13 protein-coding genes are annotated in these 16,249 nt (G+C 59.3%); 8 read left to right on the forward strand and 5 right to left on the reverse strand.

Annotation, left to right across the window (positions count from 1 at the left end):
- Nucleotides 1-98 precede the first annotated feature (98 nt).
- The 5 genes from M3436_00080 to M3436_00100 all read right to left on the reverse strand — a co-directional run bounded on the left by M3436_00080 (nt 99) and on the right by M3436_00100 (nt 7,660).
- Entirely contained in the window at nt 99-656 is a 558-nt protein-coding gene (locus tag M3436_00080) for an SPOR domain-containing protein (protein ID MDQ3562588.1), read from the reverse strand.
- Nucleotides 656-2,401 (reverse strand): arginine--tRNA ligase, encoded by a 1,746-nt coding sequence (gene argS / locus M3436_00085; protein MDQ3562589.1) that lies wholly within the window; start codon nt 2,399-2,401, stop codon nt 656-658. Before argS ends, M3436_00080 begins: the two co-directional genes overlap by 1 nt.
- A gap of 63 nt (nt 2,402-2,464) precedes the next feature.
- Nucleotides 2,465-4,666: a primosomal protein N' gene (locus M3436_00090; protein ID MDQ3562590.1), complete on the reverse strand. Its 2,202-nt coding sequence runs from the start codon at nt 4,664-4,666 to the stop codon at nt 2,465-2,467.
- Nucleotides 4,667-4,678: 12 nt separating this feature from the next.
- Nucleotides 4,679-5,299: a hypothetical protein gene (locus tag M3436_00095; protein MDQ3562591.1), complete on the reverse strand. Its 621-nt coding sequence runs from the start codon at nt 5,297-5,299 to the stop codon at nt 4,679-4,681.
- 3 nt (nt 5,300-5,302) lie between these two features.
- Entirely contained in the window at nt 5,303-7,660 is a 2,358-nt protein-coding gene (locus M3436_00100; GenBank protein MDQ3562592.1) for a penicillin-binding protein 1A, read from the reverse strand.
- Between the two features lie 183 nt (nt 7,661-7,843).
- On the opposite strand from M3436_00100, the gene M3436_00105 reads away from it, so the two are divergent.
- The 8 genes from M3436_00105 to M3436_00140 all read left to right on the forward strand — a co-directional run bounded on the left by M3436_00105 (nt 7,844) and on the right by M3436_00140 (nt 16,034).
- Nucleotides 7,844-8,908 carry a pilus assembly protein PilM gene (locus M3436_00105; protein ID MDQ3562593.1) on the forward strand — a complete coding sequence of 355 codons (1,065 nt, stop codon included), beginning with the start codon at nt 7,844-7,846 and terminating at the stop codon, nt 8,906-8,908.
- Entirely contained in the window at nt 8,908-9,498 is a 591-nt protein-coding gene (locus tag M3436_00110) for a PilN domain-containing protein (GenBank protein ID MDQ3562594.1), read from the forward strand. The genes M3436_00105 and M3436_00110 overlap by 1 nt, the downstream gene beginning before the upstream one ends.
- The gene (locus tag M3436_00115; GenBank protein MDQ3562595.1) at nt 9,495-10,133 is read left to right on the forward strand and encodes a type 4a pilus biogenesis protein PilO; all 639 of its coding nucleotides are present in this window, start codon (nt 9,495-9,497) and stop codon (nt 10,131-10,133) included. Before M3436_00110 ends, M3436_00115 begins: the two co-directional genes overlap by 4 nt.
- Entirely contained in the window at nt 10,130-10,705 is a 576-nt protein-coding gene (locus M3436_00120) for a pilus assembly protein PilP (protein MDQ3562596.1), read from the forward strand. Before M3436_00115 ends, M3436_00120 begins: the two co-directional genes overlap by 4 nt.
- Before the next feature lie 18 nt (nt 10,706-10,723).
- A complete protein-coding gene (gene pilQ, locus M3436_00125) occupies nt 10,724-12,922 on the forward strand; it encodes a type IV pilus secretin PilQ (GenBank protein MDQ3562597.1) in 2,199 nt (732 codons plus the stop codon).
- Nucleotides 12,923-13,098: 176 nt separating this feature from the next.
- On the forward strand, nt 13,099-13,578 hold the full coding sequence (locus M3436_00130; GenBank protein ID MDQ3562598.1) for a shikimate kinase: 480 nt from the start codon (nt 13,099-13,101) through the stop codon (nt 13,576-13,578).
- Nucleotides 13,578-14,666 (forward strand): 3-dehydroquinate synthase, encoded by a 1,089-nt coding sequence (gene aroB / locus M3436_00135; GenBank protein ID MDQ3562599.1) that lies wholly within the window; start codon nt 13,578-13,580, stop codon nt 14,664-14,666. The genes M3436_00130 and aroB overlap by 1 nt, the downstream gene beginning before the upstream one ends.
- A 51-nt stretch (nt 14,667-14,717) precedes the next feature.
- A complete protein-coding gene (locus M3436_00140; GenBank protein MDQ3562600.1) occupies nt 14,718-16,034 on the forward strand; it encodes an AAA family ATPase in 1,317 nt (438 codons plus the stop codon).
- The last annotated feature ends 215 nt before the right edge of the window (nt 16,035-16,249 follow it).

Here is a 16,249-nt window from a genome sequence, read left to right on the forward strand (position 1 = left end):
ACATTTACGCGTGATCGTAAGGGTGTGTGCTCTTATCGCCCAACATTGGGTAGTCGAAAGTTTCCATGTTTTAACACGAAAACTTCCGTGTCTCCGCGTTACCCGCCCGCGGAGTCGCCCGGACGCATTCGCACCAGCATGAAATTGATGTTGTTCTCGGCCAAACGAGAGCGGGTGCTCTGGAGCTTCTTGAGGTCTTTGAACGGGCCGACCCGCACCCGGAACCACACATCCGTACCGCTGATCGTCACCCGCTGGATGTCGGCGGAGATCCCGATCAATGCCAGCCTGGCCTTCATTTTGTCGGCTTCCTGAAAGCGCTGGAAGGACCCGGCCTGGATCAAATAGGGCGCGTCCGCTGGCGCTTGCGGCGGTTTGGATTGCGGAGCGGGCAACGGCGGGGCGTCCACTTCCCAATCCGGGACCTTGACCTCCATTTCCGGAAGAATCGTGTAGAAATCGAATTTTGGTTTGCTCACCGGATCTTGCGGCGCGGATTCGGCGCCTTGTTTAAAGTCCCGGCCCGCGTCCTTAACGTTCGTGAGCGATTGCAGATACACGAGAAACGCCACGAACAGCCCCATGGCCAAGCCGGTGAGAAATGAAAGCCAGCCCCGTTGCCGGTCTCTGTTACTACCGCGAGGCTGACGCGACATCACATCGACTCCGGAGCCGACACCCCGAGGATCGCAAGGCCGTTGCGGATTACCTGCTGGGTTGCCGCGATGAGGTTTAAGCGCGCGTTACGTAGCGACTCGTCCTCGACGAGGAACAGGTGTGCGCTGTAATAGCCGTGGAACGCGTTCGCCAGCTCCCGCAGGTACTGAGCCAGTTGATGCGGTTCACGCTCCCGCGCCGCCGCTTCAATGATCTCCGGATAACGTGATATGGCGCCGATCAAACCCTGCTCGTGCGCTTCAGTTAAAACCGCTACCGCGTTCTCGCCACCCTTCCGGTCCCACGCCCATCCTTGCTCGGCCAGTTGCCGGAAGACGCTCGCAATGCGCGCGTGAGCATACTGGATATAATACACGGGGTTATCGGCCGACTGTGACTTGGCGAGATCGAGATCGAACTCAAGATGCTGCTCGCAACGCCGTGTCACGTAAAAGAAACGCGCCGCGTCCCGGCCGACCTCATCGACAAGCTCCCGGAGCGTGACGAACTCGCCCGAGCGGGTTGACATCTGCACGCGTTCTTCACCCCGATAGAGCGTCGCGAATTGCACCAGTAATACCTCCAAGCGATCCGAATCATCCCCAAGCGCCGCGAGGGCCGCCTTCACCCGCGGCACGTAACCGTGATGATCGGCGCCCCAAATATTGATAACGCGATCGAATCCGCGTTCGAATTTGTTTGTGTGATACGCCACGTCGGAGGCAAAATAGGTCGTCTGGCCATTCTCGCGCACCAAGACGCGGTCTTTCTCATCTCCGAAGGCCGCCGCATTGAACCAAAGCGCACCGTCCTTGGTATAGGTTCGTCCCAGCGACCGGAGCTTGGCAATCGCCCGCTCGACGGCTTGGGTCTCCGCCAGTGAGCGCTCGGAGAACCATTGGTCGTAGCGTACGCCGAACTCGGTGAGATCGGCGCGAATGCCGGCAAGCACGCTATTCAATCCGCACTCGAACACCCGGCGATACCTGGCCGGGCCCAAGAGCGATTTGACGCGCGCGATGAGGGCATCGAGCAGCGCGTCGCCGTCCAGCCCAGCCAGTCCATCGTACACGGCGCTAATAGGGTATTGGCAACCAGCCTGGATCTCCCGCCAAAGTGCGCGGGCGATCTCGATGACATAGGTGCCCTGGTACGCGCTTGGGGGAAAATCCTCCGCTTCCCCGCAAACCTCAAGATACCGTAGCCACACGCTGAGCGCCAAGATGTCCATCTGCCGGCCGGAATCGTTGACATAATATTCCCTCTGCAGCGCATAAGCATTAGCCTCGAGCAGATTGGCGATCACCGCGCCATAGGCCGCGCCCCGGCCATGTCCGATGTGCAGCGGGCCGGTCGGATTGGCGGAAACGAACTCGACTTGGATCTTCGCCCCGGCGCCCGTGCTGTTACGCCCGAAGGCATCGCCCGCCGCGAGTACTTGCTGAATAATCCCAAGCCAATAGTGGGGCTGGATATAGAAATTGAGGAAGCCTGCGCCAGCCACCTCGACGCGATCGATGCTGGGAGATCCGGGGAGGGCCGATGCGATCCGTTCCGCCAGGGCACACGGCGTCACACCGAGATCCTTAGCAATTACGAGCGCCACATTGACGCTGAAGTCTCCATGCCGGGCATCGCGGGTGCGTTCAAAGCGCACACCGCGCTTCGCCAAATGGCCGTCGGCATCGCCCAGATCCAATTGCTTGAGCGCCACGGCCACCTGTTCTCTGATGAGGTTCTTCAAAGATACTCCCGCGAAAAAAGTGTGGATTCTAGCTTGCCTCCCATGCCATTGGAACGTCCTCGATTAAAGCGTTTCCTGGGGATCGACGTCGATCGACCAGCGTACCGCGCGCCCGGCACGCAATCTACGAATACCGGGGAGCCACTTATCGAGCAAGCGTTGCAAACGACCACGATGGCGAGTTTGCAAGACCAATTGCCAGCGGTAGCGGCCCGCGAGCCGTTCCATCGGCGCCGGCACCGGTCCGAGCAGCTCAGCCTCGTTGGCGATGAGATCCAGAGCCATTTCTCGCGCTTCATTCAAGAAGGCTCGTACTTTTTCCGGTCTTTCCGACTCGGCGCGAATGAGTGCCATGGCCTGATACGGCGGCAGCCGCGCCTCCGCCCGCTCCTTGAGCGCCAAGGCGGCGAATGCGCCGTAACCTTGGCCCACGAGCACTTGCAACAAGGGGTGCGCCGGGTGGTGGGTCTGGATCACCACAGTGCCCGGTTCATCGGCCCGGCCGGCCCGCCCGGCGACTTGAATGAGCTGCTGCGCAAAGCGTTCGTGGGAACGGAAATCTACCCCGAAGAGGCGGCTATCGCCATCCACAACCGCGACCAGAGTTACGCCCGGGAAATGATGGCCTTTCGACAGCAACTGCGTACCCACCAGCACGTCGGCCTGACCGTCCCGGATCTGGCGTAGTGCGTCCTGCCACGCCGTTTGACGGCGGGTAATGTCGCGGTCGATCCGCAGCACCCGGGCATCGGGAAACGTCCGGTTGACGGCTTCCACCACCCGTTCGGTCCCGTAACCGAGTTTCAGCAAATTGCCGCTGCCGCAGCGGTTGCAAGCCGCATGCAGTTCACTGAGCGCCCCGCAAAAGTGGCATTCAAGCCGGTTGGCCGTCTGGTGGTAAATCAAGCGCGCGTCACAGCACTCACACCACGCCGTCCATCCGCATTGGTGGCAGAGGATGAGAGGAGCGTAGCCGCGCCGATTGACGAACAGGAGCACCTGCTGGCGGCGATCCAGATGCTCGCGCATCCTTGTGAGCAGCGGCTCCGAGAACCCCTCACGCATTTGCGCAGCGCGTAAATCCACCACCTCGTACGTGGGAGGCGTCGCCGTCCCTGCCCGCGTCCGGAGCCGGAGGTGCCGGTATTTGCCACGGTGGACATTGAACACCGATTCCAACGATGGTGTGGCGCTGCCGAGGATCACGGGAATGTTGTCGCGCTGGCCACGAATGACCGCGATATCCCGGGCGGAGTAGCGGAATCCCTCCTGCTGCTTGAACGACAGGTCATGTTCCTCGTCGACGATGATGACGCCCGGCCTCGCCAACGGCGCCCATACCGCCGAACGGGTTCCGATCACGATCGGCGCCCTGCCCTCCCCGGCTTGCCGCCACTCGTCCAGCCGGGCGCCGCTCGCCCGCCCTGAGTGCAAGACCGCGAGGGGAGCCGCGAAACGATCGCGAAACCGCAACAGGGTTTGTTCGGTCAATCCTATTTCCGGTACTAAGACCAGCGCCTGGCTGCCGCGGCGAAGCACCTCCTCGATAACGCGCAAATAAACTTCGGTCTTCCCGCTGCCGGTCACACCGTCCAAGAGAAACACGCCGAAACGGCTCAATCCTGCGCACAGTTGCTCGACGGCAGCAGCCTGCGCGCCGTTCAACGGTGGTGGTTTGGCCGCCGGCGCGGGACGGACCGTTGCGAGCGATGCGGGTTCCTGCGCTACCCAGCCCTTAGCTACCAAGGCGCGTAAGGCGCGGCGCCAGGATACCGCGCTAGCGAGCGATGCAGGCGGCAATTCTTGCTCGGGTTGCCGCCGTAAAGTTCGCATCAATGTGGCTTGGGCCGGGCTCCGGCGTAAACTATCCGGATCAATCGCGGCGCCTTCAGGCGTGAGCCGCCAGCGGAGATCGAGTGTCTTTGGCCTGCGCGGACGATCCTGACGCAGCAGCAGAGGTAAGGAAGCGAAAATCACCTCTCCAATCGGATGGCGATAATAGCGGCTCGCCCATTCGAGCAAACGTAAATGCCGTACGCTCAGCACCGGGGCGGAGTCGAGCAATGCGGTGGCGCGCCGGAGATCATCCAAAATACTTTCGGCCCCAAGGGCCAACAGCATACCGACGGCAGACCTGCGGCCGAAGGGCACCCGCAGTCTCATGCCCGGTTGTAACGCCGCAAGATCTACCCCGGAGGGCGGTAGGTAGTCGAAAACCTGATCGACCGGCACGGGAACGGCAATTCTTAAGATCTGGCCCGGCACCGAAGATTAAGGCTAGTGTCCTCGCTGAGGAGGTGGACGCACGAGGGATTCGACGAAAGCGAAATCGGCGCGCGCCATGGGCTTACCGTCCACGGGGCTCAATGGCGCCTGGCGTTTGAAGATGGGCGGAAATACCATTAACTCGATACCGGCTTCGCCGGCCATGAAGCGGAAGCACGGGTATGCTGTCCGCTCGCGAGAATTCTGGCGCACCGTTCGTTCATGAACGGTAAACGGAATCGCATGCTCCAGGAGAAAATAACTCACCTCTTCCGGCGTTTCCGCAAAGACGTGCAGGCACACCATGGCCTGGCGTGTTGCGGAACCATCCAGCACGGGACCGGCCAACATGGGTTCGAATCGCCGCAGCAAGCGCATGGCCTCCAGTGCCGTTTCCCTTTGCGCGCGCAACCATCGGGGCTGCCGCTGCGCCTGAAACAGCCGCTGATAGGCGCTCAGGAGAGCCGCGATCTCGCTGTTATCGGGGACCTCGCGAGGTGCTTTCATACCCAGCCGATCGGCGGCTTTGCGCTTGGCGAGGTGGTAGTACTCGACGCCTTCATCGGCCATGATGCGGGCGGCCAGTTCGGCGACACGTCTGCGGTTCTGCGAACCGTTCGCGCCGCTTGCCATAAACTAGAACAGTTGCTCGGGCAGCGCCGCCGCATCGGGAGCGCCGCTGTCCCAGGCAGGGCCGCCGTCGTGCTCGCTGGGAGTATTATCCGCGCGGAAGACTTCAAACATTGCCCGTGGATTGCCGGCGTCCGTCAGTAACCCGGTGTCGCGATCGATACGCACGGTGATCAAACCCGGGGGTTCGGGCGCTATGGAATCCGGCGTTTCCGCCAGCGCCGTCTGCATAAACTCCATCCAGATCGGCAGCGCGACCCGCGCGCCGGTTTCCTTCGGGCCGAGCGATTTGGCCTGATCGAATCCTACCCAAGCCGTAGCAACGATCTGGTGGTTAAACCCGGAGAACCACGTGTCCTTATGGTCATTGGTGGTTCCGGTCTTCCCCGCGATGTCGGTTCTATTCAAGGACAAGGCCGCCCTCGCCGTCCCGGTCCGCATTACTTCCTGCATCATCGAGGTCATAATCCAGGCATTCTGCGCATTGATGGCGCGTACACCCTGTTCGGCGGTCCCCGTTAGCGCGCTCACCACCGGCGCTTGTTCGTCGCATGCTTCACATAGGACCACCGATCCGCGGCTCATAATGATCTCGCCCCGGTCGTTCTCGATACGCTCGATGAAGTATGGATCGACTCGAAATCCGCCGTTCGCGAACGCGACGTAGCCTCGCGCAAGCTCGAGCGGAGTGACCTCCGCCGTGCCTAAGGCCAAGGAGAGGTTACGCGGCAGGTAGTGCTTGTCAAAACCGAATCTTTTTATGTGATTAACGGCCTTGTTGACGCCGATGGCTTGCAGCAAGCGGACCGACACGAGATTACGCGAAAGTGCCAGCGCTTCGCGCAGACGCATGGGGCCCATGTAGTTGTGGGTGTAATTCTCCGGACGCCAAACACGGTCGAGCGCCGGGTCATAGGAGACAAACGGGGTATCGTTGACGATGCTTGCCGCCGTGTATCCAGATGCCAGCGCCGCCGAGTAGATAAACGGTTTGAATCCGGACCCCGCCAACCGCCGCGCTTGCGTCACCCGGTTAAACTTGCTCTGAAAAAAATCAAATCCGCCCGAAAGCGCCAAGATTGCGCCGTCACGCGGGTCGAGCGCCACGAAAGCGCCTTCAACCGCCGGCACCTGAGCCAATCTAAACCCGCCCTTCTCGATCGCTTCGACCCGCACCACATCCCCCGGCGTGAGAAGATCGCGGGCTCGTTTCGCCACCCCCGCGCCCGCGCGCGTGTAGTTCCTCGCCCAGGCGAGCCCGTCCCAATCGACCGTGATGAGTCCTGCGTCCAAGGTAAACGCCGTGATCGACGTATCGGTCGCGGCGATGACTAACGCCGCTCGTAAGTCCCCGATACTCGAATAGCCCTGTAAAATCCGGGTCCATTCCGCCTCGGTCACGGAATCCGACAAAGGGTGCCGCTGCTCGGGGCCACGATAACCGTGCCGCTGGTCATACCGCAGTAAGCCGCGCCGAAGCGCCCGGGTGGACGCGGCCTGTAGCCGATCGCTGATCGTGGTCACCACCCGGTAGCCGGCGTTGTAAACCTCCTTACCGAAGTGCTCCACCATGTAGGCGCGCACCATCTCTGCTAGATGGGAGGCGTTTATCTCGACCGCTTGCCCATGGAAGCTCGCGGAATCCTTGGTGCGCTTCGCGACGCGATAGTCCTGCTTTGAGATCATCTCCAGATCCCGCATACGGCTTAAGACGAAATTACGCCGCGCAACGGCGCGTTCCAAATCGGTAATCGGGTTGAGCTTCGACGGTGCTTTTGGCAGGCCCGCGATCATCGCAAGTTCAGGAAGGCCCAAGTTTTGCACATTCAGGCCATAGTAAACATGAGCGGCGGCGGCGACGCCATAAGCCCGATGACCGAAATAAATCTTGTTCAGGTACAGCTCTAGGATCTCTTTCTTAGTAAGTTCACGTTCTATCTTTAAAGCAAGCAGGATCTCATTGATTTTACGTAAATATGTCTTTTCAGGCGTCAAAAAAAAGTTACGCGCGACCTGCATGGTAATGGTGCTACCACCTTGGATCTTCTCTCCCGTCAAGAGCAACTGGATCGCGGCCCGCAGGATACCGCGCCAATCGACCCCAGGATGCCGGAAAAAACGATCGTCTTCCGCGGCCAGCACGGCATTGATCAATGTCTGGGGTAGGTCCTTGAGTTGCATGGGTGCGCGCCGGGTTTCGCCAAACTCGGCCAGTAGTGATAGATCACGTGAATAGACCTTGAGCGGTACCTGTAAGTGGATGTCTTTCAAAGTCTCTATCGATGGGAGGCGCGGTAGCAGGTAGGAAAGTAATGCACCCAGCGCGAGCGCGGAAAACAGCAAGGTTCCAATGGAAATCTTCAAGATAACACGCAACATAGAGAAACAAACTAATTTCGACTATTAATTAAAAAGAAAAGTGGCGCTTATCGCGTTTCCAGAGTCGGATCGACTCGTTAAGGAACGTGTCACCTCTAACGGCGGGCTAAAGTTTAACGAAATAGTTCCGTTTTACAATCGCTAACCATTGATCGACGTAAGGTAAAAATGACTATTCTTGGTCGCAAAAATACGCTGCTGCTGGGTATCGATATCAGTTCCACCTCGGTGAAGTTGCTGGAAATCGGGGGTAGCAAAGGCCATTACCGGGTTGAAAGCTACGCCGTCGAACCGTTGCAGTCTAATTCTGTCTCGGAACGAAATACAGCGGATGTTCAACTTGTCGGTGAGGCGATCGGGCGCGCGGTGAAAAAGTCCGGAACGCGGACCAAAGCGGCGGCCTGTGCGGTCTCGGGAACCGCCGTGATCACCAAGGTCATTTCCATGCCCTCTCAACTGACCGAAGATGACATGGAAAACCAGATCCGGGTGGAAGCCGATCAATACATTCCCTATCCGCTCGAAGAGGTCAGTCTTGATTTCGAGGTGCTGGGTCCCTCGGAAACCGAACCGGATAAAGTCGATGTCTTGCTCGCCGCATCGAGAAGCGACAACGTGGAGGTGCGCGTCGCGGCGCTGGAGATGGGCGGCCTGGCAGCAAAAGTCGTCGATGTCGAGGCGTTCGCGCTCGAGAATGCTGTGGGCCATGTCCTGCGCAAGGGCGGCGCGGGGTTAGAACAAGGAGATACAGTTGCGGTAGTTGACATCGGGGCGACCACGACGATTTTGAGCGTGTTGCGGGATCTCAAGATCATTTATACACGGGAACAGTTGTTTGGAGGGAAGCAGCTCACGGAAGAAATTCAGCGCCGCTACGGCCTGTCCTATGACGAGGCCGGCCATGCGAAGCGCCAAGGTGGATTACCGGAGAATTACATCGGGGAAGTGCTCGAGCCCTTTAAGGAAACGATGGCGCTGGAAGTAAACCGGGCGTTACAGTTCTTCTATTCGTCGAGCCAAGTGGGAACCGTCGATCAGGTGATATTGGCGGGAGGCTGCGCCTCGATTCCCGGGATCACCGACCTCATCGCCGCGAAGTGCGGAACCACCGTCACGGTGGCGAACCCTTTTACCGGCATGCCGGTCTCTCCAAGGATCAAGGAGCAAGCCCTCGTCAATGACGCCCCGGCGTTGATGACTTCCTTCGGTTTAGCGTTACGGAGTTTCGATTAATGGCACGTATCAACCTCTTACCTTGGCGAGAAGAGCGGCGGCGCGAACGCAAGCAGAGATTTTTGCTCAACGCTGGAATCGCGGCCGCGTGCGCTCTCGCGGCCATCGGACTGGTACATGTCGTTTACCAGAACATCATCGATTACCAAACGGCGCGTAACGGATACTTGGAAAGCGAGATCAAGAAACTCGACAAGACCATTGCCGAGATCCGCGATCTGGAAAAGGAAAAACAGCGGCTCATTGATCGCATGCGGGCCATTGAGACCTTGCAAACGAGCCGCCCGATCATCGTGCATATCTTCGATGAGCTGGTCAGTACGCTACCGGAAGGAATATCGCTGACGGAAATCACCCAGTCGAGCAACGCGATCACGATCAAGGGGATTGCGGAATCGAACGCGCGGGTATCGAACTTCATGCGCAACGTCGAGGCCTCCAAGTGGGTTAAAAAGCCTCAGCTCAACATCATCGAAACCAAGGATGAAAAGGGGCGGCGCATTAACAACTTTACACTGATCATCGAACAAATAAGCGCGCAGCCGGAGTCCGGTGAAACAGGGGCGGATGCCAAGGGGGCAAAGTCATGAATTGGTCGGAATTTAAAAATCTCGATCCCAACAACATCGGCAACTGGCCGGCAGCGGCGAAGGCGGCGGTGATCGGGTTCGGGTGCGTGGTTCTGCTGGGCCTCGGCTGGTACTTTGACATTAACGATCAGCGCCTGCTGCTCGAGCAGGCGGAAGGCAAGGAGATAACCCTCAAGCAGGATCTCGAGGCCAAGCAGAGAAAGGTCGTGAATCTCGATGCCCTCAAGGAGCAACTGCAAGACATCCAACAGTCCTTTGGCGACATGCTAAAGCGCCTGCCGAATAAAACCGAGGTCGCCGCGCTGCTCGTCGACATCTCTCAGCAGGGGCTGGGCGCCGGGCTCGAGTTCGAGCTGTTTAAGCCCGGGTCCGAGCAACCGGCCGAGTTTTATGTCGAGTTACCGATCAATATTCGCGTGACCGGCAGCTATCACCAGCTTGGACAGTTTGTCAGCGGCGTGGCTGATCTACCACGCATCGTCACCCAGCACGATATCAAGATAAAGGCGAAGGATAAGGGCGGTTTGATCATGGAATCGATCGCCAAGACCTACCGTTATCTTGGCGAAGAAGAGGAGGCCGCGCAGCAGCCACAAACTCCGAATCCAACTGCTACGAAACCATCGCAATCATGAGCCACCAGAAACATTTTTTCCACTACACCATGCGCGGGGCGCTGGTCGCCACCGCCCTCCTCCTGAGCGGGTGCGGTTCCGATGACCTAAGTGATCTGCAAGCTTACGTCGCCGAGGTCCTGAGCCGCAAGGGGGGCACCATCGACCCTCTTCCGGAGATCAAGCCCTATGAGCGCTACCTGTACCAATCTGGGGAGGCCGACGCAAGAGATCCGTTTGAACCGTTCTTTGAGATGAAACGCGGCGCCAACATTGAAAGAAACGTGTCCGACGCGCAAAGAAAATACATCGAAGAAATTGAAACCCATAATCCCGAGGAGCTCGAAGACTTCGAGCTAGACGGCCTACGCATGGTTGGAACCCTTCAGAACAGCGCTGATTTGTGGGGGGTCGTGCTCGACCAAGAGGGCACGGTCCATCGCGTGAAGGTAGGGAATTACATGGGTAAAAACTTCGGTAGAATCATCAACATCGCCGAAGATAGAATCGAAGTACGCGAGATCATCGGCGATGGGCAGGGCAGCTGGGAGGAACGCGCCGCGTCACTGGCGCTTTTAGGCGAAGAAGAATAGGCCTGGAGGGGTAGACACATGAATACACACCGATATTGGGGGACTCACGAAATGATAGGAATCGAGTTGCAGAATGTGGCGTCAAGGGTAGGGAGCAGCATCGCGCTGAGCTTGGCGCTAACGCTGTCGTCCATCGCATCGGCGGCCCAAAACAGCCTGGATGCGGTCACCTTTACGACCCTGCCGGGGGACGAGGTGCAAATCCGGTTACAGCTTTCGAGTCCCCTGGCGCGAGACCCGCTGACCTTTACGATCGATAACCCGGCGCGCATCGCTCTCGATCTACCTGAGACGCGTATAAACCTATCCGCGAAGCATCGCGCCATCGGAATAGGACCGGCGCAAAGCGTGAGTGCCGTGGAGGCGGGAGGACGCACCCGCGTCGTACTGAACCTGGTACGGTTGGTTCCCTACCAGCTAAGAAAAGACGGCAACGCGGTGGTGATAACCCTAGGCGGTGCTACGCCGGCGGCCGAAACCGCGACGCGGTTCGCACCCCAAAGAAGACCCGTCGCGGCCCATCCCTCGCCCACCGCACAGGGACCGAAAGCGCCGCCGGAACCTGCACTGCGCGGACCCCATATCAAGGACATCGACTTCCGGCGTGGCGAGACGGGTGAGGGGCGTATCGTCGTGGTCTTGTCGGATGCATCAATTGCCTCGAATATCCATGAAGAAGGCAATCAGATCCTGATTGATTTTGTCGATGCTCGATTGCCGGAGCGTCTCGATCGGCGTCTCGACGTACTGGATTTTGCAACGCCGGTGAAAGAAATCGACACCTTCGCTTACGCGGGCGGGATCCGCATGGCCATTACACCCACCGGACACCACGAACACCTGGCCTACCAATCCGATAACATCCTCACGGTGGAAGTAAAACCGCTCACCAAGGAGGAAGAAGAAGCAGTGAAGAAAGCGAAGTTCGGCTATACCGGGGAACGGCTGTCCTTGAATTTCCAGGACATCGAGGTACGGGCGGTATTGCAGCTCATCGCTGATTTTACCAGCCTCAACTTGGTCGCCTCGGATACGGTGACCGGTAATGTGACTTTGCGGCTCAAGAACGTACCTTGGGATCAAGCCCTGGAGATCATCTTGAAATCCAAGGGGCTGGGAATGCGGAAGGCCGGAAACGTCATCATGGTCGCACCGCAAGAGGAAATCGCGCAGCGCGAAAAGCTCGAGCTCGAGACACAAAAGCAAATCGCCGAACTGGCGCCGCTTAGGACCGAGTTCGTCGAGATCAACTATGCCAAGGCGGCCGATCTCGCAACCCTCCTCAAGGCTGAGGAAAACAAGCTCTTGACCGAACGCGGTAATGTCTCGGTCGACCAGCGCACCAATACGCTTTTGATTCAAGAGACGGCCGAGAAACTGGCGGAGATGCGCCATATGATCACGACCCTGGATGTGCCCGTACGGCAGGTGCTGATCGAATCACGCATCGTGATCGCCAACCAGGATTTCACCAAGGAGCTCGGGGTTAAGTTCGGTTACAGCAAGAATACCTTTGGCGCAGGCGAGGATCCCACGGATGACAACTTCGGTGCCATCGTCGGCGGGAAGCGCCCCGGCGACACCGAGGATCTCCTGACGGCGTTTAATACCGCTGACCTCGAGAACTTTATCGTTGACCTGCCCACGGCCTCCACCCCCGCGGGCGCGATCGGGCTGGCAATCGGAAAGATCGGGAGTTATTTACTGCAGCTCGAGCTGTCCGCACTGCAAGCCGAAGGACGCGGGGAGATCATCTCCAGTCCGCGCGTTATCACGGCCGATCAAAAAGAAGCCGTCATCGAGCAGGGCACTGAGATCCCCTATCAGGAAGCGTCATCGAGCGGTGCCACATCCACCAGCTTTAAAAAAGCCGTGTTGAGCCTGCGGGTGACCCCGCACATTACCCCCGATGATCGCATCAACATGAGCCTCAATGTCCATAAAGACGCGCCCTTCCCGTGCGACATCGTGCAGGCTATCCCCTGTATCGATACCCGCAATGTCCAGAGCGAAGTGCTGGTCGATAACGGCGAGACGGTGGTGCTGGGAGGGGTCTATGAACAGACTAATACCACCAATACGACGCGGGTCCCGTTCTTCGGGGAGTTGCCGTATGTCGGGGCGCTGTTCAGGAATTCGGCGAATGTTCGCGACAAGGACGAGTTGTTGATCTTCGTCACCCCGCGCATCATCAAGGAATCCTTGAGCTTGAGGTAACGCCCTCCGCAAGCGCCACCCGGGGGATCTAAAGTTCCAGCACGGCTCAGGGATGAGCCGCATCCGGGCGGTTTGCGTCCTATCCAACGAACCGGTACAGTGCGTGCCGAGTCTTTCCGCGAGATCCTCAAGCGTTGCTGCCATGTCAATCCGGTAATATCTTTCTCATCGGACCGATGGGCGCGGGAAAGACTACCATCGGGCGGCAGCTTGCTCGATCCATGGCTAAGGAGTTTCAGGACAGCGACCGTGAAATAGAGGCAAGGACCGGAGCCAGTGTGGCGCTCATTTTCGACATCGAAGGGGAAGCGGGTTTTCGCCGCCGGGAAAGCAAGATCATCGACGAGTTCACCTTGCGGCAAAATACGGTACTAGCCACCGGCGGTGGCGCCGTAATCGATGCCTACAATCGGGAATGTATGAAGACTCGCGGAATAGCCGTGTACTTGCGCGCCTCGGTGGATCGGCTGTTTACACGCACGCGCCGGGATATCAATCGTCCGTTATTGCAGACGGCGGATCCGAAGCACACGCTGCAGGAGCTTCTTAGACACCGCGATCCGCTCTATCGCGAGGTCGCGGACTTGGTCATCAATACCGACGGCCGCACGCTAAAGCAGGTCATCACCGAGATCCGTCATTTCGTCGAACAGTGATGAAGACCCTGCGCTTAGAGCTTGGCCCGCGTACCTATCCGATTTTCATCGGCACGGGCTTGATCGATAAGCATGCGCTCCTCACCCCCTATCTCCCTAATGCGCAGGTGATGATCGTGTCGAACGAGACCGTGGCGCCGCTCTATCTAGCCCGGGTAACGGCGCATCTCAACGATTACGATGCCGGCAGCGTGACTCTCCACGACGGAGAAAAATACAAAACGATAGAGACCATGAACCGCATCATCACCGCACTGCTGGAGCGCCGCTTTGATCGGCGCTGTACCTTGATCGCACTCGGCGGCGGGGTGGTCGGGGATATTACCGGATTTACCGCGGCTTGCTATCAACGTGGCGTGAATTTTGTCCAGATCCCGACCACGCTTTTGTCTCAAGTCGACTCCTCGGTCGGCGGAAAAACGGGCGTGAATCATCGGCTCGGGAAAAACATGATCGGGGCTTTTCACCAGCCCCGTTGCGTCATCGCCGACATCGATACGCTGGTCACCCTACACCCCAGAGAATTCCGGGCCGGTTTGGCCGAAGTGATCAAGTACGGCCTCATCCGCGACGGCGATTTCTTTGCGTGGCTGGAAAACCACCTGCCGCGCCTTATCGAACGCGATCCCGCGGCGCTAAGTTATGTCATCGAGCGCTCGTGCGCTATCAAAGCCGAGATCGTCGCCGCCGACGAGCGCGAGTCCGGCATGCGCGCAATGCTCAATCTTGGCCACACCTTCGGCCATGCCATCGAGACCGGCCTCGGCTATGGCGCCTGGTTGCACGGGGAAGCCGTCGCGGCCGGGCTTTCCATGGCCGCGGATCTGTCGGTGCGGCTCGGTTGGTTGGGCGAAGGCGAATTAAGGCGCATCGAGTCCTTGCTGCGACAGGCGGGGTTACCGGTGCGCTGCCCGCTTCCCAGCGATCGGATGTTGCGTCTCATGGCAGTCGACAAAAAAGCTCTGGACGGCGCCCTTCGTCTCGTGTTACTGGAGAAAATCGGTCAGGCGGTTGTCACGGGGGACTATGACAGAGGCTGCTTGCGTCATACACTCGTTGCATGTCGTGCGGAGCCCCTCCCCGCCTAAACGCGGTATTCAGACCGCGGCGCCGGATAGGCCGCGAGTGAGCGCATAGCGATGCGCGTTCCCGAAGAAACGTCGCCCGGGCCCGAAGCGGCGTTCTACTTCGCTACGCCGGCCTTGACGCAACGGCTGGAGTTCATTCGCCACCTCATCGACCACAGCGATCGGTTACTGCTCGTGATTGGCGAGCGGCAGAGCGGAAAAACCACGCTCGCGGACCAAGTGCTGGCGCGGGCGCCGGACACGTGGTTAGTGACGCGATTTCAGGCGAATCCCATGCTCGACTCCCGCTCGCTACTCAGGGACCTCGCGGTCTCGCTGGGCGCCAGCGCGGCGGGAACGGATCGCAAGGCATTGACCGAGGCGATCGGCGCGATCCTCCGTCAGCGTGAACAGCATTGTCTTATTTCTGCGTTATTTGTTGATAACGCCCATGAACTGCCCGCCGATGCGCTCAAGCTCCTGTTTGCGCGCGGCCGCTCCAAGCCAGGCGCGTTGCGTGTTGTTTTGCTGTGTGAGCCGCACATTAACACCATACTCGAGGCCCCGGAGCTCCAGTCCCTGCGAGAGACTATCGTCCATATTTTGGACATGCCGTCTTTTACCCTCGAGCAGACGCGGGCCTATCTCGAGGCCCGCTACAACCACGGGGGTTTAGCGAGCTTTCTGCCGCTGGACGGCACCGAGGTTGCGCGAATACATGCGGGATCCGCCGGATCACCCGGACGCATCGACCACCTCATGCGGCAAACCCTCAAGCAACCGCCGCCCGCCGGGAGTGAGCATGAAGAATCCTCGCCGCGCTTCGGTTCCATCGCGAAGCACCAATGGCGTCTTAACACCGTCGCCGCATTGCTCGCCGCGGTGAGTATCATTATCGCGATCGACTCTCTCCAAGACCGATTCCTTCGCCTCTCTTCCGAGGATGCGGCGCCGATCGACCTTTCCGCGCCGAAACAAGCGCAGTTAGCGCCGCCCGCCGCCGTGCGGCCGCAAACGCCGAAGACTAACCAACCGAAGCGCAAATCCGGCCTGGCCGCACCCACGGCCGGAGAAAACACCCGAATCGAACCTGTGCTGCCGCTCCCGCGGCCACTGCCGCCCGATCAATATGTGTTACAACTGCTGGCGATCCGGGATCCGGCCGCCGGCGAACGGTTCCTGGCACAGCATCAGCTCGGCGGCCGGGCGCGCGTGGTTGCGATCCGGCGCAAGGGTCAGACGTGGCACCTCGTCGTCCTCGGCCCGTTCCCCGATCGCCGCACCGCAAGCGCGGCCGTGCGAACCTTACCCAAGGCGATACAAGCCCAGCAACCCTGGCCGCGGCGAATCGCCGACTTGGAAGCGCTGAGAAACCCGCCCTGGCGGTAGTTCCCAACGCTCAAGCGAGCACGAAAGGCGCTATTTCGTCGCCCCGCCGCGCTACTATCCAATAACCGCGGGTTGAAAAGGCGTTAGGGCGAACGCCGTGACACTCCCGAATAGCGGTTATATACTCATGGGCCGGTTTTGGTTATATAGGTCCCGGAGAGGGGCTCGTATAACAATACCGAGGCGGATCCCTGCGCTAGGCGCTTATGTCTCAT

Source organism: Pseudomonadota bacterium (genome assembly GCA_030859565.1).
GTDB lineage: Bacteria > Pseudomonadota > Gammaproteobacteria > JACCXJ01 > JACCXJ01 > USCg-Taylor.